The organism is Streptosporangium sp. NPDC048047 (assembly GCF_040653115.1).
Taxonomy (GTDB): domain Bacteria; phylum Actinomycetota; class Actinomycetes; order Streptosporangiales; family Streptosporangiaceae; genus Streptosporangium.
In genome coordinates this window covers 164,304-187,012 of sequence record NZ_JBEZNH010000012.1, presented here as the reverse complement: position 1 = coordinate 187,012, position 22,709 = coordinate 164,304, and the positions used below count along the sequence as shown (strand labels likewise).

Sequence of the window (22,709 nt, the reverse complement as noted above, 5' to 3'; positions counted from 1 at the left end):
GACGGACCTCCGACGTCCGGCCCGGATCTCCCACGCCCGGTCCGGCGCTCCGGGGTCCTGTCCCGACCTCCCGGTGTCCGGCGCGGAGGCGGAGCGGACACGCGACAGCCCCCGGTGGCAAGGCACCGGGGGCTGTCCGTCTCTCAGGTCACTCAGGTCACTCAGGTCACTCAGTCACGCGGGTCCCAGCCATCGGTGTCCACGTCCAGGTCGAGCGGTTCGGCGATGTCCTCCCAGGCGGTGAACTTGAAGTTCGTGATCTCCCGGCCCGGCTCGGCCGGCGTGTTCTCGCCGTCGTGCGCGACGAACAGCCCCTCGTCGAAGTCTCCCAGCGGGACGTTCAACACGGTGGAGCCGTCACTGTGCTCGACGCCGTCGATGCCGTCGTGGTCGCCGACCCGGAACTGCCCCAGGTAGGCGTTCGACCCCTCCCTGCGGTAGGCGGCGAAGGTGCTGTCACCCTGGCTGGAGGCCAGCAGGTAGCCCTTGCCGTCCTTCCGGTAGTAGATCGTGAGTCCCTCGGCGTCGGCGGCCAGGTGCTGGCCGCCGTAGCCCGGGTTCGCACCGGGGGTGCACTCATCCGTCACCGGGTCGTAGGTGCCCGGCACGCCGTACTCCCGGACCTTGTCCACCAGCGTGGGGGTCCCGGTGAGGTCCGCCCGGATCCGCCAGATGCCGACGTCCTCCTGGGCCGCGTAGAGGACGTCCCTCTCCTGGTCCACGACCATGCCCTCGACCTGCGGCTGCACACCGGGCTCCAGACAGGGCGTCCACGTCTGGCCGTTCGGCAGGGTGAACGACGTGGGGAGGTTCAGCGTCCTGACGAGCTGGTAACCGACCTTTCCGTTCGGCTTGGAGAGGAGCTTGACCAGGCCGACCGAGGTCCTGTGGCGGCGGCTGACGAGAGCGTAGGTGCCGGTCGAGTCCTTCCAGGTGGTCAGACCGTAGGCGGTTTCGGCGTCGTTGACCTGCTGCTGAGTCGTGTTGAACACGAACGGCGCAGCCGGGTCGGTCACGTCGGTGAGTTGGCCGTTCGAAATGGCATAGATCCGGAGCTTGTCCTGGCCACGGTCGGAGACCACGGCCAGGTCCCGCTTGTTGAAGCCGTAGGTGACGTCAACGTTGTTGAACCGTCCGGCCTCGTCGTCGGGCCCCGGGGCCGCGGGTGCGGGGAGGTGCTGTAGCTGGCTCCCGTCGAGGCCGTAGACGAAGAGCCCGGCCTTCTTGGCGGTGGCGATCACCACGCTCTCGTCGTCGTCAGAAGGGTTGACCCAGATCGCGGGGTCGTCACCGTTGGCGTCGCCGCCCGCCTCGTCGTCGTACAGGGCGGGGGTCTCCACCTTGGCTGCCACCGACGGGACGGCCAGGCCGGACGCAGGCATCGCCAGCCCTCCCGCCAGCGAACAGGTGAGGGCCGCCAGAAGAAGCCTGGACAGGGGACGCATCGCGCCTCCTCGGTTGGGGGATGTTCTTGCCCAAGAAGGTAACGACAGATTTACTTTAAATCAATAGGACGTACATATGTCATGACATAAGGACGCGCGGCGAGCCCTGGTGAGCCGGGTGATGGGATGGGAAAGACAGTCCCCGGAACATCACCGGCCCGCGTGTCGCCCCCGGTCCCGGGAAGGTGTCCTCCGTACAAAGGTCCACGTGGGCATCGCCGCGGCGGCTTCGGCGCCGCACCGGTGGGTAAGACGACGTGCGGCCCGGCGGCCGGGGAACGGCCGCCGGCCCCTCGCCGCGCTCGTCGTGGCCGTGATGGCCGTGATGGCCGTGATGGCCACGACGGTCATGTCGGTCACGGCCTCCGCAGCCGTCTCCGCCGCACCCGGCCCCGCCTCGTTCGGCCCCGTCCCATCCGCACCCGGCCCGGTCTCGCCCGTGCCCGGCGCCGTTGCACCCGGCCCCCCCGCGCCCGGCCCCGTCGCGACGGCGGGGAACTGCCGGGTCCGCGCCTTCGTCACCAACTTCGGCTCGAACACCGTCTCGGTGATCGACACCGCCACCGGCCGCGTCATCAGGACCATCCCCGTCGGTCTCGGTCCCAGCGCGGTGAAGGTCACGCCCGACGGCACCCGCGCCTACGTCACCAACTTCGGTGCGGGCACCATGTCGGTGATCGACACGGTCGACGGAACCGTCATCACGTCCATCACCGTCGGCGCCACGCCCATAGCGGTGGAGATAACCCCCGACGGCTCCCGCGCCTACATCGCCAACTTCGGCACCGGCACCGTCTCGGTGGCCGACGTCACCTCCGGGAAGGTCGTCGCCACCGTCCCCGCCGGCCTGGCGCCCATCGGGATGGCGATCACCCCCGACGGGAGGCGCGTCTACGTCAGCGACGCCGTCTCCAACACGGTGTTCGTGATCGACACCGCCACCGACGAGGTCACCAAGGCCGTCCCCATCACCGTCGGTCAGGAGCCGTTCGGGCTGGCGCTCACCCCCGACGGCAGGTTCCTCTACGTCACCAACCTCCGTTCCAGCACCATGTCGGTGATCGACACCCGCACCGACACGGTCTCCGCCACGCTCGACACCGGGAAGTCCCCCCGTCAGGCGATCTCCTCCCCCGACGGGAACTTCGTCTACTTCAGCAGCGCCTACTTCAACATCGTGTCCGTGATCGACAACAAGACGCTCACCCCGATAGACGTCGTCCAGGTCGGGGACGAGCCCCGCGGCCTCGCGATCCTCCCGAACTCCACCCGGATCTACGTCGCCAACCAGGGCTCGGGCACGATCTCGGTGATCGACTCGGTGAGCAAGGACGTGGTCGCCACCATCGACGTCGGCGACAACCCCATCGGGCTGGGCATCGGGTGCGTCCCCAGCCCCTCCGCCGTGCGGGGCGAGCAGTCGCCGGGTGCGGGGCCGCGGGCCGCCCCGCCGGGACGCGGCACGGAGCACAGGCCACGACCCGGTGGTGCCGGGAAGACGACGGAGCGCGGCGGCCGGTCGCCGTCGGAGCAGAGCGGCAGGCAGGACGGCAGGCAGGACGGCGGGCGGCGGGAACACGCCGGGGGCGAGATCCGCTCCGTCCAGCGGCAGCGGCAGGTCGTCCGGCTGGACCGGACGGCCGTCCGCCGGCCGCACCGCGCCGTGACCGGGCGGCCCCGGGGACGGGCGGCGCCGCGGGCGTCGCGGAGGCCCGGCCGGATCCGGTGATCCCGCGGCTCCGACGGCCGGGCTCCGTCCCGCGTCCCCGGCCGGGCCGTACCGGGGACGCGGGGGAACGCGCCGGGGCGGCAGGTCAGGCCGGGTCCCGGTCGCGGGCGCGGGCGACGGCCCGCCGGGCGAGCACCCGGGCCAGATGGGCCCGGTACTCGCCCGAGGCGACGTCGTCGGACTCGAAGACGCCGTCGAGCCGGGGCTCGGAGCCGTTCCCGGAGGCGGCCGCCGCGGCGTCCTCCAGTTCGGGGACCCGGCGGGCCGGGCCGGGCCCGCCGCAGACGGCCACCCGGCAGGCGCCGACCGCGCCGCCGGGGCGGAAGGTCAGGCTGACCGCCACGCCGCAGAGCGAGGAGAGCGCCGCGGGCTCGGCCAGCCTCTCGTAGGCGCCCCGGGCCGTCGTCGCGGGGATCTCCACGGCGACGATCACCTCGTCGCCCGCGGGTCCCTCACCGGCGAGGAACCGCTCGACGGAGACGCGGCGGGACCGCGCGCCCCCGCCGCGCAGGTGCAGCCCGGCCTCCAATGCGATGAGCGCCGCGGCCACGTCGGCCCCGGCGACCACCGCGCCGCCCGCCGTCGCCCGGTTCCTGACCTGGGCGTCCGGCATCGCCGCCGCGGCGTCCGCGAGCAGTCCCCCGGCGTGGGAGCCGCGCACCAGCGGGTCGGCGACCAGGTCGGTGATGGTGGTCGTGGAGCCGATCTCCAGTCCGCCGTCCGGGCCGCGGCGCACGCCCCGCAGCTCGTCCAGCCGTCCGAGGTCGACCAGCAGCGGGATCCGCCGGGCCCGCCGCTTCATGTCGAGGATCAGCCGGTGCCCGCCGCCCATGGGGCGGGCGCCGGGGGTGGCGCGCAGGGCCTCCAGCGCCTCGTCGAGGGTGGCCGGCGCCGTGTAGTCCAGCAACTCCATGATCAACCCTTGGCCTCTCGGATGGCCCGCCAGATCTTCTCGGAGGTGTACGGCATGTCGAGGTGCCGGACGCCGGCCTCGCGCAGCGCGTCGCACACGGCGTTGGCCACGGCCGCGGTCACCGGCACCGTCGCGATCTCGCCGGCGCCCTTGACGCCGAGCGGGTTGTGCGGCGACGGCGTCTCCGTGGTGTCCATGACGAACCGCGGGATGTCGTGGGCGCGGGGCATGGCGTAGGTGGTCAGGTCGGCGGTCAGCAGGGCGCCCGTCTCGTCGTAGCGGGCCCGCTCCATCAGTGCCTGGCCGAGACCGTGCGCGATGCTGCCCTCGAACTGGCCGTTCACCACCAGCGGGTTGCCGATGGGGCCGACGTCGTGGACGGCGACGTAGCGGACGATCTCCACCTGGCCGGTGGTCTCGTCGATCTCGACGACGGCCAGGTGCGAGCCGTACGGGTAGTTGAAGTCCGGCGGGTCGAAGAAGGTGGTGACGTCGAGGGTGGGCTCCATGCCGGCGGGCAGGCTCCAGCCGTACCACAGCGCCATGGCCATGTCCTGGAAGGTCTTCGACGCCCCTTCCCTGCCGGGTACGGAGAACGTTCCATCGGCGTACTCGACCTGGTCCTCGGGAACGCCGAGGAAGTGGGCGGCGGCCGTCCTCATCTTGGCGATGACCTGCCGTGCCGCCAGGGCGAGGGCGGGGCCGCCGACGCTGTAGGAGCGGCTGCCGTAGGTGCCCTGGCCGTACGGGGCCTTCTGGGTGTCGGCCTGGAAGACCGTGACCGCGGACGGGTCGATGCCCAGCTCGGAGGCGACGATCTGCGCGAAGGTCGTCGTGTGGCTCTGCCCGGTGGAGGTGGACCCGATGGTGGCCGCGACCTCGCCGTTGGGGTGGACGCGGATGTTCGCGCTCTCCCAGGTGCCGCCCAGCATGCCCTCGGCCTGCATCCGGGTGGAGGGGCCGACGCCGCAGATCGCCACGAAGGAGCCGATGCCGACCCCGAGCAGCTTGCCGCGGTCGCGCGCCTCGCGCCGGAGGACCTCCAGCTTGGAGTAGTCGGCGAGCTCCAGGGCGCGGCGCAGCGCGGTGGGGTAGTCGCCGGAGTCGTAGGTCCAGCCCAGGCCGTTGTCGTAGGGGAACCGGTCCGGCGGGACCATGTTGCGCAGCCGGATGTCGGCGGGGTCGGCGCCGATCTCCTTGGCGTACAGGTCGAGGACCCGTTCGGTGATCGTGGTCGCCTCGGCGCGGCCCGAGCCGCGCTGCGCGCCCAGCGGGACCGTGTTGGTGAAGACCGCGTGGACCTCGCAGAAGGCGTTCGGGATGGCGTAGGGGCCGGTGACGCTGCGGCCCATCAGCGCGGTGGCGACGCCGGGGCCGATGGTGGAGGGGTAGGCGCCGAGGTTGGCGTAGCTGGTGCAGCGCAGCGCGGTGATCCGGCCGTCGCGGGTCCCGGCGAGGGTGACGTGCTGGAGGTGGTCGCGGCCCTGGACGGTGGAGCGCATCAGGCCCTCGCGGGTGTCGGCCCACCGCACGGGCCGGCCCAGGGTGCGGGCGAGGAAGAGCACCAGCGGCATGTCGGGGTAGAGGTAGCCCTTGGTGCCGAAGCTGCCGCCGATGGGCGGGGCGATGACGCGGAGCTTGTTGAACGGGATGCCGAGGACCAGCGCGGACAGCAGGAAGCGGTGGTTGTGCGGCGACTGGGTGGTGGCGTAGAGGGTGTACTCGTCCTTGACCGGGTCGTAGTCGCCGACGGCGGCGCGGGGCTCGATCGGGTTGTTGATCGTCCGCTGGTTGTACAGGTCGAGTTCGACGACGACCTCGGCCTCGGCGATGGCCGCGTCGGTGCGCTCGGCGTCGCCGCAGGTCCACAGGGCGTTGAGGTTGCCGGGCACGGTGTCGTGAAGCTGCGGGGCGCCCTCGGCGAGCGCCTGCCGCGGCGTGGTGACCGCCGTCAGGGGCGTGTAGGCGACGGCGACCTTCCGCGCGGCGGCCCTGGCCTGCTCGGCTGTCTCGGCGACGACGGCGGCGACGGGCTCGCCGATGAACCGCACCACGCCCTCGGCGAGGACGGGGCCGGCGCCGGGCACGCCGTACGGGTGGGGCGGGAAGTGGCTCTCCACGCCGCCGGGGATCCAGATGCACGGCATCGGCATGAGCTTGCCGGCGAGGTCCTCGCTGGTGACGACGGTGACGACGCCGGGCATCTCCCTGGCCCCGGCGGTGTCGATCCCGTCGATCCGCGCGTGGCCGTGCTCGCTGCGCACGAACTCCATGTGCAGCATGCCGGGGAGGCGGAGGTCGGAGGTGAACGTCGTGTCGCCCCGGAGCATCGCGGGGACGTCGCGGTCCTTGAGGCCCGCGCCGAACGTCTCGGTGGTCATGACTTGTCCTTTACCTTCTGTACGGCGCGCACGACGGCGCCGTACCCGGTGCACCTGCAGAGGTTCCCCGCGATCCCGGCGCGGATCGCCTGCTCGTCCGGTGCGGAGTCGTGTTCGAGGAGGTCGGTCAGGGACATGACCATGCCGGGGACGCAGAAGCCGCACTGCGCTCCGTGCTCCTCCCACAGGGCCTCCTGAAGAGGGGTCAGCTCTCCGCCCTCGGAGAGGCCCTCGACCGTGGTGACCTCGGTCCCGTCGGCCTGTACGGCCAGCATCTGGCAGCTCTTGACCGAGCGGTCGCCGAGCCGTACGACGCAGGTGCCGCACTGGCCGGTGTCGCAGCCGACCTTCGCGCCGGTGAGGTCGCAGGTGTCGCGGAGCAGGTCCACGAGGAGGACGTTCGGCGGGACGTCCAGCTCGACGCGGTCTCCGTTCACCGTCAGGGTGATCCGCATGGCCGTCACCGCGCCGTGGACAGTCGCTTGGCGAAGGCGTCGGCCAGCGCCGTGGACGAGTAGGGGTTCTGGCCCGTGATGAGGTTGCGGTCCTCGACGACGCGGGAGTCCCAGATCACATCCGCCTTCTCGTAGCGGGCGCCGAGCCGTTCCAGCTCCATCTGCAGGACGAAGGGGAGCTGGCCGGCCATGTCCGTGACCATCTCCTCGTCGTGGGAGAAGGCGGTCATCCGGTAGCCCTCCAGCGGCCAGCGGCCGTGGGAGTCGCGCAGCGGCAGCAGCGCCGACTGGCCGTGGCACACGACGGCCAGCGGGAGGTCGAGTTCGAGGATCCAGCGGACCACGCGGGTCAGGTCGGGGCTGTGCGGCATGTCCTCCATGGCGCCGTGGCCGCCGGAGATGTAGACGCCCGCGTATCCGGCGAGCCGTTCCCGGGTGATGTCCCCGACGTCCATCGGCGCTTTCAGCGCCGGCAGGGAGCCGATCACCTGTCTGTAGTGCTCGACGCTCTCCTCGTCGTGGTCGGGTGAGCCCTGGGGCCTGGTGAGGCCCACCACGTAGGGGGTGAGGCTGCCTTCGTCCGGGGTGGGCGCCTCCCCGCCCACCGTGGCGATGTCGACGTTGTGGCCCTCGGCCACGAGGCGCTCGTACGGTACGACGAACTCCTCGGCCCAGAACCCGGAAGCGTGCTGTCTGCCGTCCAGCAAGCCGAGGGTCTTCGCCTTGGTCATCAGAATGAGGACGTCGGCCATCTCGGTCACTCCTTCTCTTTCCGGGCATTTCAAGCACACGATGGCGGCAGTTCCGGAAGGCGGCAATGGCGGGACGGAGCGGCGGGCGCACTTGATTATCTAGAACGCCGGACTTTATGACCTCGGCAAGATACTCCCATGAATGACCTGGGCGGGATTGGACCCGGGGGAACACTCCCCCGACAATCGTCCCCATGAACATTTCGCTCCCCCAATGGTTCACCGAACGCGTGGACCCCGTCCCCGACCACGAAGAGCTGCGGGTTTCCACGATCGAGCTCTTCTTCGACCTGGTGTTCGTCTTCACGGCCACCCAGCTCACGGTCCTGCTGGCCGCCGACTTCGGCAGCATCCCCCAGGTGCTGCTGATGTTCGGCGTCCTCTGGTGGATGTTCGCCAGCTACGCCTGGGTGACCAACGCCGTCCCCCCGCTGCGGGTGGTCCGCCGGTTCTTCATGCTGCTGGCGATGGCCGGCTGGCTGATCATCGCGCTGGCCATCCCCGGGGCCTTCGCCGAGAAGGGCACGGGCTTCGCGATCGGCCTGTTCGTGATCGTCGTCGTGCACGGCCTGCTGTACCTGCAGTCGACCTGGCGCTTCCTGCGGATGTTCACCACGAACCTCGCCGGCGCCGTGCTGATCCTGTTCGCGACGGGGGCCGACGGCGGGCTGAAGTACGCGCTGTGGGGGGCCGCGCTGCTCGTGATGTGGATCTCGCCGTACCTGACCGGCCAGGAGGGGTTCCCGCTGCACCCCGGCCACGTGGCCGAGCGGCACGGCCTGGTGGTCATCATCGCGCTGGGCGAGTCCGTCGTCGCCATCGCGGTCGGCATCGGCAACGGGCACGGCCCGCTGGACGCGCCGACGATCGGGACCGCGCTGATCGGACTGGCGCTCAGCGCCAGCCTGTGGTGGGCGTACTTCCACGCCGACCTGGAACGGGCGGAGAACGCGCTGGTCATGGTGACCGACCAGGTACGGCGCACCCGCCTGGTGCTGTTCGGCTTCTTCTACGCCCACATGCCGATCCTGCTGGGCATCATCGCGGTGTCGGCCGGGGTGAAGAAGGCGGTCGCGCACCCGGGCGACCCGCTGTCCGTCGGCGCGGAACTCGCCCTGGCCGGCGGGGTGGCGGCCTTCCTGCTCGGGTCGGCGGCGTTCCGGATGATCCTGGGCCTGCCGGGCGGCCTGGCGCGGGCGCTGACCGCGCTGCTGGCGCTGGCCACGATCCCGGTCGGCGGGGTGTCCGCGGTGCTCCAGCTGAGCCTCCTCGCGGTGCTCCTGGTGGCCGCGCTCGTCATCGAGGAGAGGGCCGGCCACCTGCAACCCGCGTGAGTGTAAGGGCGAACCTCCAGAAGTATCCCCCTATTTCTAGACAACCTCCCCTAAACCGCGTTTCCGTGAGGAAGCACGACCGATGCGAAAAACGGTCATCTCGAAGCGCCGCCGGTTCGGGTCTCAACCGGCGTGAAGCGCGCTACCCACTGACAGGTAGGGGAGAGAAATGTCTGCTACGCAACTTCCGGCGCTGCTCGACAAGCAGATCGGACAGCTGAAGGCGCACGACCTCGACGCGATGATGAACAATTACCACGAGGACGCCGTCGTGATGCGGCCCGGCGCCGTCGCCCGGGGCCGCGAGGAGATCAGGGACTTCTTCGCCGAATACCTGAAGATGAACCCGCAGATCGAGGACATCATGACCGCCGACGGCAGCGAGGACATCATCCTCTACTACGCGACGATCAGGATCGGCGACCAGTCCCACAAGGACGTGGGCACCTGGGTGCTCAGGGACGGCCTGATCTGGCGGCAGACCGCGGTCCTCGTCTCCGAGGACTAGCAGCAGGAACCCCCACCCCGCTCTCCGGGCGGGACCGCGTGAGCGGCCCCGCCTGGTGAGCCCTGCCCGGAAGTCCCCCGACACGCGGAGTCCACCGTGACCAAGAAGATCCTGATCATCCTTTCCGAGTACGGCTACTGGGGCGAGGAACTCGTCGGACCCCTCGGCGTCTTCGACGACCACGGGTACGAGACCGTGATGGCGACGCCCACCGGCGGGCGGCCCCGGGCGCTGCCGCCCAGCATGGACCCCGGCTTCCTCGACCCGCCGCTCGGCCGGTCCGTCACCACCGAGGACATGGCCCGCCGCGTCCGCGAGGTGGACGAGTCCGACCGGCTGGCCAAGCCCGTCGACATCTCCTCCTGGGTGCCCGAGCGCCCCTACCTCAGCTCGCCCGGCTACCTGCGCGAACTGGAGGCCTACCACCGCGCCCGCACCGAGCTCCAGGCGACCGTCGCCGACTACGACGCCATCCTCATCGTCGGCGGCAGCGGCCCGATCGTGGACCTCGCCAACAACGAGCGGGTGCACGCCCTGATCCTGGCCTTCCTGGAGGCCGGCAAGCCCGTCGGCGCCGAGTGCTACGGCGTCGCCTGCCTCGCCTTCGCCCGCGACTGGGACGACCGCAAGAGCATCATCTGGGGCAAGCACGTCACCGGGCACTGCAAGGAGTACGACTACAAGGACGGCACCGGCTTCATCGGCGTCGACTTCAACATGGGGCCGCCGCCGTACCCGCTGGAGTACATCCTGCGCGACGCGACCGGTCCCGAGGGCCGCTACCACGGCAACGTCGGCCACCCCGTCTCGGTGATCGTGGACTACCCGTTCGTCACCGGCCGCTCCACCCCGGACTCCATCACCACCGGCGAGAAGATGGTGGCGGTCCTGGAGCACGGCCTGCGGCGCTACGGCTGGTAGCCCGTGGCAGCCACGCGAACCGGCACCTCAGCGCTCCTGGAGCAGCTCCGCGCCGACGGGATGACCACGGTCTTCGGTAATCCCGGCACGGTCGAGCAGGGTCTCCTGGACGCGCTGAGCTCCGCCGGAGACTTCCGCTACGTCCTCGGCCTGGCCGAGGCCCCCGTCGTCGGCCTCGCGGACGGCTACGCCCGCGCCACCCGCAGGCCCACCCTGGTGCAGCTGCACTCCGGCGTCGGACTCGGCAACGGCATCGGCATGATGTACCAGGCGATGCGCGGCCACGCCCCGCTCGTCGTGATCGCCGGCGAGGCGGGCGTGCGCTACGACGCCTTCGACGCCCAGATGGCCGCGGACCTGGTCGGCATGGCGCGGCCGGTGACCAAGTTCGCCACCCGCGTCGTCGAGCCGGGGTCGGTGCTGCGGGTCCTCCGCCGGGCCGTCAAGATCGCGGCCACTCCCCCGTGCGGCCCCGTCTTCGTGTCCCTGCCCCTCGACGTGCTGGACGCGCCCAACGACGAGCCCGCCCTGCCCACCGTCATCCCCGACACCCGTACGGTCCCCGTGCCCGAGCTGGTCGCGCGCGCCGCCGGCCTGCTGGCCGGGGCCGAACGGCCGATCATCGTGGCCGGCGACGGGGTGGCCGAGGCCGGCGCCCAGTACGAGCTGACCCGGGTCGCGGAGCTGCTCGGCGCCGAGGTCTGGCTGGCCGACAGCTCCGTCGTCAACATCGACGCCGCCCACCCCCTGTACCGGGGGCAGCTCGGGCACATGTTCGGCGAGGCGAGCGAGGCGGCCGTCCGGGAGGCCGACGCGGTCCTCATCGTCGGCACCTACGTCTTCCCCGAGGTCTTCCCCTCGATGCGCTCCCCGTTCGCGGCGGGCGCGCGGGTGGTGCACGTCGACCTGAACGCCTACGAGATCGGAAAGAACCACCCCGTGGACCTCGGCCTGGTCGCCGACCCGCGGGCCACCCTCACCGCCCTCGCCGCCGACCTGGTACGGCGGGGCGCGCCCCCGGCGCCCGCCCGCCCCCGCGTCCAGGCCGCCCCGGCCAGGGGCGACAGCGTCTACGAGCTGTTCCTCGCCGAGCTGGCCGCGCAGCAGCCCGACGCGGTCGTCTTCGACGAGGCGCTCACGTCGAGCCCCGCGCTGGTGCGGCACTTCCCGCCGCGCCGCCCCGGCCACTACTTCCTGACCCGGGGCGGATCGCTCGGGGTCGGCATCCCCGGCGCCATCGGCGTCAAGCTCGCGATGCCGGACGAGACGGTGATCGGCTTCACCGGCGACGGCGGCAGCATGTACACGATCCAGGCACTGTGGACCGCGGCGCACCAGCGGATCGGCGCGAAGTTCGTGATCTGCAACAACGGCAGGTACGAACTGCTCAACGAGAACATCTCCGTGTACTGGAGGGAGCGCGGCGTCGCGCCGCACCCCTTCCCCTCCTCCTTCGACCTGAGCGGCCTGCCCCTGGGGTTCACCGACCTCGCCCGCGGCATGGGCGTGCAGGCCGTACGGGTGGCCGAGCCCGAGGACGTGGGCCCCGCCGTCAAGCGCATGCTCGCCGACGACGAGCCGTTCCTGGTGGACGTCGCGGTGGACGTCCCCCCTCCGCCGAACGGAAAGGACTGAGCACGTGAAGCAGATGACCCCGCCCGACTGGGTGGTCGAGGAATGGGTGGCCAACTGGTACCGCGCCCTCGACCGGCACGACGACATCGAGCGGCTCTGGTACCACCTCGCCGGCGACGAGGACCTCGTCATGGTCTTCCCCGAGGCCACCGCCCGCGGGCACGACGACTTCCGCAAGTGGTACGAGACCGTCACCAACCGCTTCTTCGACGAGCAGCACCGGGTCACCTCGGTGAAGGTCGGCGCGTGGCGGGACGGCGCGGCCACCCTCCAGGTCGTCGTGAACTGGCAGGCCCGCGTGTGGAACCCGCCGGCGCCCACCAGCCTCTGGATCGGCTTCGACGCCTACCAGACCTGGGAGGTCACCGCCGACGGGCCCGACCACCCGCGGATCAGGAAGTACGTCGTGGACCGTCTGGAGCCGATGCCGGGGAGCGCCGAGCTGTGAGCACACGAGAGACGATCGACCTCTACTACGAGTACGCCAACGCCGGCGACTGGTCGAGCTGGTGCGACCTGTTCACCGAGAAGGCCGTGGTCGACGAGCAGCTCGCCGGCCGCCTGGAGGGCCAGGACACCCTGCGCGAGGCCGTCGCCGGCTTCCCCGCGATGTACCGCTCGTTCAAGAACGTCCCCCGCCACGTCGTCGTCGACGGCGACCAGGCGGGCGTGGTGTCCCACCTGAGCGCGGTCACCGCCGGCGGCGAGCCCATCGAGGCCGAGGTCATGAACTACTTCCGGCTGGAGGACGGCCGGATCTCCTACATGGCCAACTTCCACGACACGCTGCCCTTCCGCGGGCCCCTCGGGATGGAGGGCTGATGGCGGCGGAGGAGGAGTTCGACTACGTCGTCGTCGGCGCGGGGGCGGCCGGCTCGGTGCTGACCCGCCGCCTGGTGGAGTCGGGCGCGGGCTCGGTGCTGCTGCTGGAGGCCGGCGGGAGCTGGATCCCCTCCGGGGTGGACGCCGCGCCGCTGTGGTTCACGCTGCTCGGCTCGGACATCGACTGGGACTACCGCAGCGTGCCCCAGCCGGGACTGGGCGGGCGCAGCACCCACGAGCCGCGCGGCAGGGTCGTCGGCGGCAGCAGCAACTTCTACATCATGATGCACATCCGGGGCCACCAGTCGGACTTCGACAACTGGGCCTACCAGGGCGCCGCGGGCTGGTCGTACGCCGACGTCCTGCCGTACTTCCAGCGCCTGGAGGACCAGGAGGACAAGACCTGGGAGGGCACCGGCAGCGGCGGCCCGCAGACCGTCACCAACGCCGGCCTGCACGACCCCAACCCCTACTCCCGGACCTTCCTCGACGCCTGCGCCGAGCTGGGCCACCCGATCATCCCCGACTTCAACGGGCCCGCCATGGCGGGCGCGGGCTGGCACCACATCAACGCCGAGGGGGGCCGCCGCCGGGGCGCGATGCACTGCTTCGTCGAGCCGATCCTCAACGACGGGCGGCTGACCCTGCGGCCCCGCGCGCGGGCCACCGGCCTGCTCTTCGAGGGCGAGCGGTGCACGGGCGTGGAGTACGTCCAGGAGGCGCCGGTCCCGGAGAGCGGCGAGGGCCGCAGGCTCGCCGGGCGCGCGCTCGACGAGTCCGGCGGCACCGGCCCGCGAAGGGTCCGCGCCCGCCGCGAGGTCATCGTGTGCGCCGGGGCGATCGAGTCCCCCAAGCTCCTGATGCTCTCCGGCATCGGCGACCCCGGCCACCTGCGCGAGGCCGGCGTCGAGGTGCGCCTCCCGCTGCCCGGCGTCGGGGCGAACTTCCACAACCACGTGCTCACCGGCGTCATCCGGGAGACGAGGGAGGCGGTCCCGCCGGGGGCGAACAACCTGTCCGAGGCCGCGCTGTTCACCTTCTCGCAGAGCGGCCTGCCCGCCCCCGACCTGCAGATCGCGTTCGTCCACGTGCCCTTCGACATCATCGTCGGGCAGAGCCACCCCAACGCGGTCAGCATCCTGCCGGGCGTCGTACGGCCCGCCTCGCGCGGCTGGGTCCGGCTGGCCTCCGCCGACCCGTTCGCGCCGCCCCTGGTCAACCCCAACTACCTGGGCGACCGCTCCGACGTCGACCGGCTGGTCCAGGGCGTCGAACTGGCCAGGGAGATCTTCGCGACCCGCGCCTTCGGCGAGGTCCTCGGCGACGAGCTCCTGCCCGGCCCCGCGACGGCCGACCGCGAGGCGCTCACCGCGTTCGTCCGCGAGCGCGCCGACACCTACCACCACCAGGTCGGCTCGTGCCGCATGGGGAGCGACGACGACGCCGTCGTGGACCCCCGGCTGCGGGTGCGCGGCGTCGAGGGGCTGCGCGTCGCCGACGCGAGCGTGATGCCGGCGGTGACCTCGGGCAACACCCACGCCGCGATCCAGATGATCGCCGAGCGGTGCGCCGACTTCATTCTGGGAGGTTCCCGTGGCTGACCTGCGCGGGGCGCGCGTCGCGGTCCTGATGGAGAGCGACTACTACGAGCCCGAGATCTTCTACTACCAGCGCCGCTTCGCCGAGGAGGGCATCCGCCTCGACCTGCTGACCCGGCTGTGGGGGCAGCAGGAGATCACCTTCACCGGCCACGAGTACCGGGCGCCGCTGACGGTGAACGGGTCGCTGGAGGGGCTGGACGACGACGCGCTGCGCTCCTACGACGCGATCGTCGTGCCGTCGGGCATGGTCGCCGACCGGCTCCGCTTCAGCGAGAAGCCGCTCGACCCGTCCCCGGCGACCGAGCTGATGCGGCGGGCGTTCGCCCTGCCCGAGGTGCTCAAGGGCGTCATCTGCCACGGCATGTGGCTGCTGGCAAAGGCGCCGGAGACGGTTCGCGGACGCCCCGTCACCTGCCACAACAACCTGGTCGGCGACGTGCTGAACATGGGCGCCGAGTACCGCGACGAGGACGTCGTAGTCGACGGGGACCTCGTCACCGGCCGCAGCGGCGCCCACTGCCACCTGTTCGCGCGCGCCCTGCTCGGCGAGCTGGCCGTACGGCGGGGCGGGGAGAGGCCCGCATGAGGCGGCCGCGCACGGACCCCACGGACCCCACGGACCCCACGGAGCGCCGCATGATGCGGTCGCGCACGGACCCGCGGAGGACCGCATGAGGTGGTCTCACACCGCGCTGAACTGCAACGACGTGGACGTGACCGCCGAGTTCTACTGCCGGTGGTTCGGCTTCGCCCGCGCGGCCACCTTCCCCGTGGGCGACTCCAAGATCCTCTTCCTCCGCAAGGGCGACGTCTACCTGGAGCTGTTCCAGGCCGGGGACGGCGCGCCCGGCGGCGACGGGCCGACCGCGGCCGGCACTCTGCGGCACATCGCCCTGCAGACCGACGACATCGACGAGGCCCTGGCCGGGATGGGCCCGCAGGCCCAGGTGTCGCTGGGCCCGCTGTGCTTCGACGACTTCATCCCCGGCTGGCGCACGGTGTGGGTGAAGGACCCCGACGGCACCGTCGTGGAGATAACGCAAGGTTTCAAGGACCAGACTTCCGAAGGCGGAGCAGATGCCGAGTGACGTGAGCTTCCGGTTCAGCGACCTGATCGCGGGCAGGGTCACCGCCCCCATGGACGACAAGGGGACGTTCGGGCTCGTCACGGCCGACGGCCGCGAGTTCGACGTCACCGTGGACGACACCACCTCAGCGGAGGTGCTGCGCAACCTCGAATACCCCTACCTCGACGCCTCCGACCACCGCGACGACATGATCAGGCCGGGTCAGGACCTCTTCGCCTACGGCGTGCACGCCCCGCAGGACCGCGGCTGGGAGTTCGCCGCCAAGCGGCTGGTCTTCGTGGGCCGCCGGCCCGGCGAGTACCGCTTCGAGGAGCCGGACTGGTGGATCCACCAGCTCGACCGGATCGCCGCCTTCTACCGCAAGGCGCAGTTCGGCTCCGGCCCCGTCGACTACCGCGACTACCGCACCGTCCTGCGGCTCGACGGGCGCAAGACATCGAGCCACGTGCAGGAGACCGACACCATCTCCCGCCTGGTGTACGGCATGGCCTCGGCGTACATGCTCACCGGCAAGGACGACTATCTCGACACCGCCGAGCGCGGCGTGGACTACCTGCGCGAGCACATGCGGTTCGCCGACCCGATGCACGACGTCACCTACTGGTACCACGGCATCGAGGTGCAGGAGGACCGGCCGGAGAAGAAGCTCTTCACCTCCGAGTTCTCCGACGACTACGACGCGATCCCGATGTACGAGCAGATCTACGCGCTGGCCGGGCCGACGCAGACCTACCGGGTCAACGGGGACCCGGCGATCCTGCGCGACGCCGAGGGCACGATCAGGCTGTTCGAGAACCACTTCCGCGACACCAAGGGCGGCGGCTACTTCAGCCACATCGACCCGATCTTCATGGACCCGCGGCACCCCTCCATCGCGCCCAACGACGGCAGGAAGAACTGGAACTCGGTCGGCGACCACGCGCCCGCCTACCTGATCAACCTCTACCTCGCGACGGGCCGCGAGGAGTACGCCGACTTCCTGGAGCGCACGTTCGACACGATCGCCGAGCACTTCCCCGAGGACGACCGCAGCCCGTTCGTCCAGGAACGTTTCAACGAGGACTGGAGCCCCGACCGCGGCCACACCTGGCAGCAGGACCGCGCGGTCGTCGGCCACAACCTCAAGATCGCATGGAACCTCATGCGGATGAACTCACTGCGGAGCAAGAAGGACTACCGGGAGCTGGCCGAGCGGATCGCCCGGCGCATGCCCGAGGTCGGCAGCGACCAGCAGCGCGGCGGCTGGTACGACGTCGTGGAACGGACCAAGGCCGCCGGCGAGCGGTGGCACCGGTTCGCCTGGCACGACCGCAAGGCCTGGTGGCAGCAGGAGCAGGCGATCCTCGCCTACCTCATCCTGTCCGGCGTCACCGGCGACCGGGACTTCCTCCAGGAGGCCCGGCGCGCCTCGGCCTTCTACAACACCTTCTTCCTCGACCACGACGAGGGAGCCGTCTACTTCAACGTGCTCGCCGACGGCATGCCGTACCTCCTCGGGACCGAGCGGTTCAAGGGCAGCCACTCGATGAGCATGTACCACTCCTCCGAGCTGTGCTACCTGGCGACCGTCTACACGAACCTCCTCGTCGAGAAGGAACCGCTCAACCTGTGGTTCAAGCCCGGACCGGGCGCCTTCCCCGACCGCACGCTGCGCGTCGCCCCCGATCTGCTGCCGCCCGGCTCGATCCGGATCGAGTCCGTGGAGGTCGACGGGAGCCCGTACCACCGGTTCGACGCCGAGGAGCTCCAGGTGGACCTCCCCGACACGCAGGACCGGCTTCCGATCCGCGTCACCCTGACCCCCGTGTCCGAGAAGTAAGGACGAGAGACGAGATGCCCACGCGAACACTCGACGTCACGGTCTCGAAAGAGGGCGAGCTTGCGGTGGTCGCACTCACCGGCGACCTGGACAGCAGGACGGCCCCCGTGGTGCAGGAACATGTCGGCAGGGCGCTGGCCGAGCATCGGCTGCTGGCGCTCGACCTGTCGAACCTGCGCTACATGTCCAGCGCCGGCCTGCGCGTCATGCTGCTGTCCTACCGGCAGGCGCAGTGCGCCAGCGGCCAGATGGCCGTGGTGGGACTGTCGGAGGAACTCCGGATGCTCATGAGCGCCGTCGGCTTCCTCAACTTCTTCACCGTCGCCGAGGACCTCGGCAAGGCGGCCGAACTGCTGACGGAGACACCATGACCAGTCCGATGCTGGACCGGATCGACTCCTACCCCACCCATCGCATCTCCGGGTTCCCCGTGCGGCACGGCAACCCCCTGCTGCCCGGAGCGACCTTCCTGCACGGCGGGGTGAACTTCGCCGTCTGCTCCGAGAACGCCACCGCGGTCAGCCTGGTGCTCTACCACCACGGCGAGCGCGAGCCGTACGCCGAGCTGCCGATCCCCGACTCCTTCCGCACCGGGCACATCTGGGCGCTCATCGTCTACGAGCTGGACGGCCTGGACGACCTGGAGTACGGCTTCCGCTGCAAGGGGCCGGCCGGCGAGCCGGAGCGGGTCCTGTCCGACCCCTACGCCAAGCTCGTGGTGGGCCGGGAGGTCTGGGGCCGGGAGCCCGACTGGTCCGAGCCCTACCAGCACAGGTCGCGGCTGATGTTCCACGACTTCGACTGGGGCGAGGACGTCGCGCCGCGCATCCCCCGCGAGGAGCTCATCATCTACGAGGCGCACGTCCGCGGGTTCACCCGGCACCCCAGCTCCGGGGTGTCCGCGCCGGGGACGTACGCGGGGCTGCGCGAGAAGCTCCCCTACCTGAAGTCGCTCGGCGTCAACGCCATCGAGCTCATGCCGATCTTCGAGTTCGACGAGTTCGAGAACAGCCGGATCAACGCGGAGACCGGCGAGCGGCTGTACAACTTCTGGGGCTACTCCACCGTCTCCTTCTACGCCCCGAAGTCCGGCTACGCCGCCAGCGGCAAGTACGGCATGGCCGGCGACGAGCTGAAGGCGCTGGTCCGCGAGTGCCACAGCAACGGCATCGAGGTGATCCTCGACGTGGTCTTCAACCACACCGCCGAGGGCAACCACGACGGCCCGACGATCTCGTTCAAGGGACTGGACAACGACGTCTGGTACATGATGACCCCCGAGGGGTACTACTACAACTTCAGCGGCACCGGCAACACGATGAACTGCAACCACCCGGTGGTCCGCAAGTTCGTCCTCGACTGCCTGCGCTACTGGGCCGTCGAGTACCGCATCGACGGCTTCCGCTTCGACCTCGCGGCCATCCTGTCCAGGGACGTGGACGGCACCCCGCTGCCCAACCCGCCGATCCTTCAGGAGCTGGCCTTCGACCCGGTGCTGCGCGGCTGCGTCCTCATCGCCGAGGCATGGGACGCGGCGGGCCTGTACGAGGTCGGGTCCTTCCCCAACTACCACCGCTGGTCGGAGTGGAACGGCCGCTACCGCGACACCATCCGCCGGTTCGTCAAGGGCGACACCGGCGTGGCGGGGGAGATGGCCACCCGCTACGTCGGCTCCCCCGACCTCTACGCCGGGCGGGCGACGGCGGCGTCGATCAACTTCGTCACCGCGCACGACGGCTTCACCCTCTACGACCTGGTCTCCTACAACGAGAAGCACAACGAGGCCAACGGCGAGGACAACCGGGACGGCGCGAACGACAACAACAGCTGGAACTGCGGCGCCGAGGGCGAGACCGACGACAAGGAGATCAACGACCTGCGGCGCCGCCAGGTCAAGAACTTCCTCGCGCTGCTGCTCACCAGCCAGGGCATCCCCATGATCCTGGCCGGGGACGAGCGGGGCCGCACGCAGTGGGGCAACAACAACGCCTACTGCCACGACAGCGACCTGAGCTGGGTCGACTGGACGCCCAACCCGCTCACCGACGAGCTGGTGAGGTTCACCGGCGACCTCGCCAGGTTCCGCGCGGCCCACCCGGCCGTCCGCACGGCCGAGCACCCGACGGGCCGCGAGGTACGGCCGGGCCTGCCGGAGATCAGCTGGCACGGGGTGACCGCCTACGCGCCCGACTGGTCGGAGGGCAGCCGGCTGATGGCCGTCATGCGCTGCGCCCCGCTGGGCGACGCCGTCGACTGCGTGTACGTCGTGGCGAACGCGCACTGGGAGCAGCACGACGTCGAGCTGCCCCTGCTGCCGGACGGCGCGCTGTGGCGCCTGGCCGCCGACACCGGGGCGGTCGACTGCAGTTTCCCGCTGGGAGAGGAGCCGGCCCTGGACGACCAGCACGTCCTGCGCGTCGGACCCCGCTCGACGGTCGTGCTCTGCGCGCAGACCGTGTGACGAACCGGATGACAGGGGATACGAGATGTTCCAGGCAGATCTGATCACCAGTGGCGACACCGTCACCATCCAGATGAGCGGCGACCTCGACGCGCTGTCCGCGCCGAGCTTCCACGAGATCCTCCAGCAGGTGGCGACCCGTTCGCCCAAGAAGCTGTGCCTGGCGATGCACAGCCTCTCCTACATATCCTCCGCGGGGGTGCGGGGGCTCGTCTTCGCCCGGCAGAAGATGGGCGACGACATGGAGGTGATCGTCGAGGGCGCCAACGAGAACGTCGCCGAGACCATCCGGATGACGGGATTACAGCACGCCATCACGATCCGAGAGTCGTTCTCCGCCTGACCCGCCGCCCGCATGGAGACACTACGGGTGCCCGCGACCGTCGCCTCGCTGGCGGCGGTCGCGGAGTTCGTCGGCGGCGCCGTGTCCGTCGCCGGCCTGGGCGACAAGGACGCCTACCGGTTGCGGCTCGCCGTCGACGAACTGATCACCAACGTCATCACGCACGGCTACCCGCCCGCCTCGGCGGGTGAGATCGAACTGCACTCCTCGGTCAGCGACGGCTGGGTGCTGTTCCTCATCGTCGACTTCGGGACGGAGTTCGACCCGACGTCCGGACACCGTCCGATCCCCGTCGTCGACCCCGACGACCTGCCCGTGGGAGGGTTCGGTTTGAGCCTCGCCAGGATGAGCGCCGACCGGCTCATCTACGAGCGCGTCGGAGAGCTGAACCGGACGATCGTCGTCGTCCGCCGCTCCGGCCGCGACCTGGTCGCCCACGACGACCGCCGGGCGCCATGGATGAGCTGACGCTCCTGATCGTGGGAGGACCCGAGGAGGGCGCCGACGGCGCGACGCACGAGCTGACCGGCGCGCTGGCCGGGTGCGGCAACCGCCCGGTGCTCTCCTCGGGTCCCGAGGTCCTCTCGGGGGCGCACGACGCCCTCGAACCGGACCTCCTGCTGCTGCACGCCTCGATGACCGCGCAGGAGGTGGCGCTGGTCGGTCAGAAGTGGCAGCACCTGCGCACGCCTCCGGGGGTGCTGCTGTTCTGCGGGCCCGACCACGTCCCGCTGGACGCGCACCTGGGCCACGAGCTGGGATTCCTCGTCCCGCCGTTCACCCCGGCGCTGGTCCGCAACCGGCTCGAACGCGAGCACCAGCGCAGGCTGCTGGTCCGCACCGCCGCCGAGCTCGGCCCCTTCCCCGCCTTCAGCTTCCTCCAGCAGGACCGCGACCTGAAGATCGGCAGGCAGATCCAGCAGGGGTTCCTGCCGCCGGAGCTGCCCTGCCCCGACGGCTGGGAGGTGGCGGCGGGGTTCGAGCCCGCCCGGGAGGTCTCCGGCGACTTCTACGACGGGTTCTCCATGGCCAACGGGCGGCGGACGGCGTTCCTGGTCGCCGACGTCTGCGACAAGGGCATCGGGGCCGCCCTGTTCATGGCGCTGGTGCGCACCCTGCTGCGGTTCTCGGCGCAGAACCCGTGGGCGGGCGGGGCCCTGGCGCCGTTCCTGCTGCCCAGCCAGCAGGTCTTCCTCAGCTCGCCCAGCATCGGCGCCCTGCCGTTGCTGTCCACCGTGCACGCCGCCAACGGCTACCTCACCGCCAACCACCTCCAGCAGGCGTATTTCGTCACGCTGTTCTTCTGCGTGACCGACCCGGGCTCCGGCCGGCTCCTCTACATCAACGCCGGGCACAATCCGCCGATCCTGCTGCGCGGCTCCGGGGGGCACCGGCTGCTCCGGACGACGGGGCCGGCCGTCGGGCTCTGGCCCGACGCCGCCTTCACCATCGCCGGCGTCACCCTCGGGCCGTCCGACACTCTCTTCCTCTACACCGACGGCGTCACCGAGGCGAGGAACGGCGAAGGGGAGCTGTTCGGCCTGCCACGCCTGGTGCGGCTGCTGAGCGGCATGCCCGGCGCCGGGGCGGCCGACATGGTCGGCGGGACCCTCGCGGAGGTCCAGGCGCACACCGGCCGGGCACCGCAGTCGGACGACATCACCATGCTGGCGCTGCGGAGGCGCCGGTGACGGGGATGCGGATCGTGAGCGTCTCCTCCTCGTACGGGGGGACGGGGAAGACCACGCTGGCGGTGAACATCGGGGCCGCGGCGGCGCGGAGCGGCCTGCGGGTGGCCATCGTGGACACCGCCATGCAGTCACCCGGCCTGGCCGACGCGCTCGGCGTGCCGGCGACGTGGTCGCTGGCGGACTACCTGTGCGGCGACTGCGACATCGCGCGCGCGGCCCACCACCTGCCGACGGGGGCGGCCGGGGGCGAGGGCGCGCTGTTCGCCGTGGCCGCGATCCGCGGCCCCCAGGACGCGGCCGGCGCGCTGGTCGGAGGCTACGACCCCGGCCTGCTCGTGGAGGGGTGCCGGCGGCTGGTCGACGCGCTCGACCTCGACCTGCTCCTGCTGGACACCCCCGCCGGGCTGACCACGGAGGCGGTGGTCTGCGCCGGCATCGCCGACGTCAGCCTGCACGTGGACCGGATCCGCGGCAGGCCGCCCCTGCGGCTGTCGCCCTCGTTCCTGGTGGTCAACATGGTGCCCGCGTCGCTGGCCGAGCCCGGCATCCTGAACGAGGCCCGGTCGGTCCACGGGGACGTGCCCATGGCGGTCCTGCCGTACTCCCCGGAGCTCGCGGAGTTCGCGCCCGCCGGCGACGGGGAGGCGTTCGTCACCGCGCACCCCGAGCACGGGCTGTCCTCCCGGATCCGGGCGCTCACGCGGGCGCTGACCGGGTAGCGGCTTCCCTGAAAAAAGATTCACATCATTTGTTCATCCGGTTGTCACCGTCCGTGTCATGGACGGCGAACCGGTTCTGTTCTGCATTTCCC

General features: G+C 71.0%; 22 protein-coding genes. 17 read left to right on the top strand and 5 right to left on the bottom strand.

Going from position 1 to position 22,709, the window contains the following annotated elements; genetic code table 11:
* Positions 1-170 precede the first annotated feature (170 nt).
* A complete protein-coding gene (locus AB0D67_RS13945; protein WP_362933821.1) occupies positions 171-1,445 on the bottom strand; it encodes a phytase in 1,275 nt (424 codons plus the stop codon).
* 208 nt (positions 1,446-1,653) lie between these two features.
* On the opposite strand from AB0D67_RS13945, the gene AB0D67_RS13940 reads away from it, so the two are divergent.
* Positions 1,654-3,174 (top strand): beta-propeller fold lactonase family protein, encoded by a 1,521-nt coding sequence (locus tag AB0D67_RS13940; protein WP_362933818.1) that lies wholly within the window; start codon positions 1,654-1,656, stop codon positions 3,172-3,174.
* A gap of 85 nt (positions 3,175-3,259) precedes the next feature.
* Here the strand turns inward: AB0D67_RS13940 and AB0D67_RS13935 are convergent, their stop codons facing one another.
* The 4 genes from AB0D67_RS13935 to AB0D67_RS13920 are packed head-to-tail and all read right to left on the bottom strand — an operon-like array spanning position 3,260 to position 7,675.
* Entirely contained in the window at positions 3,260-4,087 is an 828-nt protein-coding gene (locus AB0D67_RS13935; protein WP_362933815.1) for an FAD binding domain-containing protein, read from the bottom strand.
* A gap of 2 nt (positions 4,088-4,089) precedes the next feature.
* Positions 4,090-6,468, bottom strand: coding sequence for a xanthine dehydrogenase family protein molybdopterin-binding subunit (locus tag AB0D67_RS13930; protein WP_362933813.1), 2,379 nt, complete (start codon positions 6,466-6,468; stop codon positions 4,090-4,092).
* A complete protein-coding gene (locus AB0D67_RS13925) occupies positions 6,465-6,923 on the bottom strand; it encodes a (2Fe-2S)-binding protein (protein ID WP_362933811.1) in 459 nt (152 codons plus the stop codon). The genes AB0D67_RS13930 and AB0D67_RS13925 overlap by 4 nt, the downstream gene beginning before the upstream one ends.
* A gap of 5 nt (positions 6,924-6,928) precedes the next feature.
* Positions 6,929-7,675, bottom strand: a complete 747-nt coding sequence (locus AB0D67_RS13920; RefSeq protein ID WP_362933808.1) for a type 1 glutamine amidotransferase domain-containing protein — start codon at positions 7,673-7,675, stop codon at positions 6,929-6,931.
* A gap of 194 nt (positions 7,676-7,869) precedes the next feature.
* Between AB0D67_RS13920 and AB0D67_RS13915 the strand changes: the two genes are divergently transcribed.
* The 16 genes from AB0D67_RS13915 to AB0D67_RS13840 all read left to right on the top strand — a co-directional run bounded on the left by AB0D67_RS13915 (position 7,870) and on the right by AB0D67_RS13840 (position 22,617).
* Positions 7,870-9,009: a low temperature requirement protein A gene (locus tag AB0D67_RS13915; RefSeq protein WP_362933804.1), complete on the top strand. Its 1,140-nt coding sequence runs from the start codon at positions 7,870-7,872 to the stop codon at positions 9,007-9,009.
* 169 nt (positions 9,010-9,178) lie between these two features.
* Positions 9,179-9,517, top strand: coding sequence for a nuclear transport factor 2 family protein (locus AB0D67_RS13910; protein ID WP_362933801.1), 339 nt, complete (start codon positions 9,179-9,181; stop codon positions 9,515-9,517).
* A 96-nt stretch (positions 9,518-9,613) separates the two neighbouring features.
* Positions 9,614-10,438, top strand: a complete 825-nt coding sequence (locus AB0D67_RS13905) for a type 1 glutamine amidotransferase domain-containing protein (protein ID WP_362933798.1) — start codon at positions 9,614-9,616, stop codon at positions 10,436-10,438.
* A 3-nt stretch (positions 10,439-10,441) separates the two neighbouring features.
* Positions 10,442-12,073: a thiamine pyrophosphate-binding protein gene (locus AB0D67_RS13900; RefSeq protein WP_362933795.1), complete on the top strand. Its 1,632-nt coding sequence runs from the start codon at positions 10,442-10,444 to the stop codon at positions 12,071-12,073.
* A gap of 4 nt (positions 12,074-12,077) precedes the next feature.
* Positions 12,078-12,521 (top strand): nuclear transport factor 2 family protein, encoded by a 444-nt coding sequence (locus AB0D67_RS13895; protein WP_362933793.1) that lies wholly within the window; start codon positions 12,078-12,080, stop codon positions 12,519-12,521.
* The gene (locus tag AB0D67_RS13890) at positions 12,518-12,895 is read left to right on the top strand and encodes a nuclear transport factor 2 family protein (RefSeq protein WP_362933791.1); all 378 of its coding nucleotides are present in this window, start codon (positions 12,518-12,520) and stop codon (positions 12,893-12,895) included. Before AB0D67_RS13895 ends, AB0D67_RS13890 begins: the two co-directional genes overlap by 4 nt.
* Positions 12,895-14,496, top strand: a complete 1,602-nt coding sequence (locus AB0D67_RS13885; RefSeq protein ID WP_362933789.1) for a GMC oxidoreductase — start codon at positions 12,895-12,897, stop codon at positions 14,494-14,496. The genes AB0D67_RS13890 and AB0D67_RS13885 overlap by 1 nt, the downstream gene beginning before the upstream one ends.
* Complete coding sequence (locus AB0D67_RS13880; protein WP_362933786.1) at positions 14,489-15,082, top strand: DJ-1/PfpI family protein; 594 nt, start codon at positions 14,489-14,491, stop codon at positions 15,080-15,082. The genes AB0D67_RS13885 and AB0D67_RS13880 overlap by 8 nt, the downstream gene beginning before the upstream one ends.
* 85 nt (positions 15,083-15,167) lie before the next feature.
* Positions 15,168-15,584, top strand: a complete 417-nt coding sequence (locus AB0D67_RS13875) for a VOC family protein (RefSeq protein WP_362933783.1) — start codon at positions 15,168-15,170, stop codon at positions 15,582-15,584.
* On the top strand, positions 15,574-17,403 hold the full coding sequence (locus AB0D67_RS13870; protein WP_362933780.1) for an AGE family epimerase/isomerase: 1,830 nt from the start codon (positions 15,574-15,576) through the stop codon (positions 17,401-17,403). The genes AB0D67_RS13875 and AB0D67_RS13870 overlap by 11 nt, the downstream gene beginning before the upstream one ends.
* 14 nt (positions 17,404-17,417) lie before the next feature.
* Entirely contained in the window at positions 17,418-17,774 is a 357-nt protein-coding gene (locus AB0D67_RS13865) for an STAS domain-containing protein (RefSeq protein WP_179822198.1), read from the top strand.
* Positions 17,771-19,864: an alpha-amylase family glycosyl hydrolase gene (locus AB0D67_RS13860; protein WP_362933777.1), complete on the top strand. Its 2,094-nt coding sequence runs from the start codon at positions 17,771-17,773 to the stop codon at positions 19,862-19,864. The genes AB0D67_RS13865 and AB0D67_RS13860 overlap by 4 nt, the downstream gene beginning before the upstream one ends.
* 25 nt (positions 19,865-19,889) lie before the next feature.
* The gene (locus AB0D67_RS13855; protein ID WP_362933774.1) at positions 19,890-20,207 is read left to right on the top strand and encodes an STAS domain-containing protein; all 318 of its coding nucleotides are present in this window, start codon (positions 19,890-19,892) and stop codon (positions 20,205-20,207) included.
* A 27-nt stretch (positions 20,208-20,234) separates the two neighbouring features.
* Complete coding sequence (locus AB0D67_RS13850) at positions 20,235-20,675, top strand: ATP-binding protein (RefSeq protein ID WP_362933771.1); 441 nt, start codon at positions 20,235-20,237, stop codon at positions 20,673-20,675.
* A complete protein-coding gene (locus AB0D67_RS13845; RefSeq protein ID WP_362933768.1) occupies positions 20,663-21,898 on the top strand; it encodes a PP2C family protein-serine/threonine phosphatase in 1,236 nt (411 codons plus the stop codon). Before AB0D67_RS13850 ends, AB0D67_RS13845 begins: the two co-directional genes overlap by 13 nt.
* A 5-nt stretch (positions 21,899-21,903) precedes the next feature.
* Positions 21,904-22,617: a P-loop NTPase gene (locus AB0D67_RS13840; protein ID WP_362933866.1), complete on the top strand. Its 714-nt coding sequence runs from the start codon at positions 21,904-21,906 to the stop codon at positions 22,615-22,617.
* Positions 22,618-22,709 lie beyond the last annotated feature (92 nt).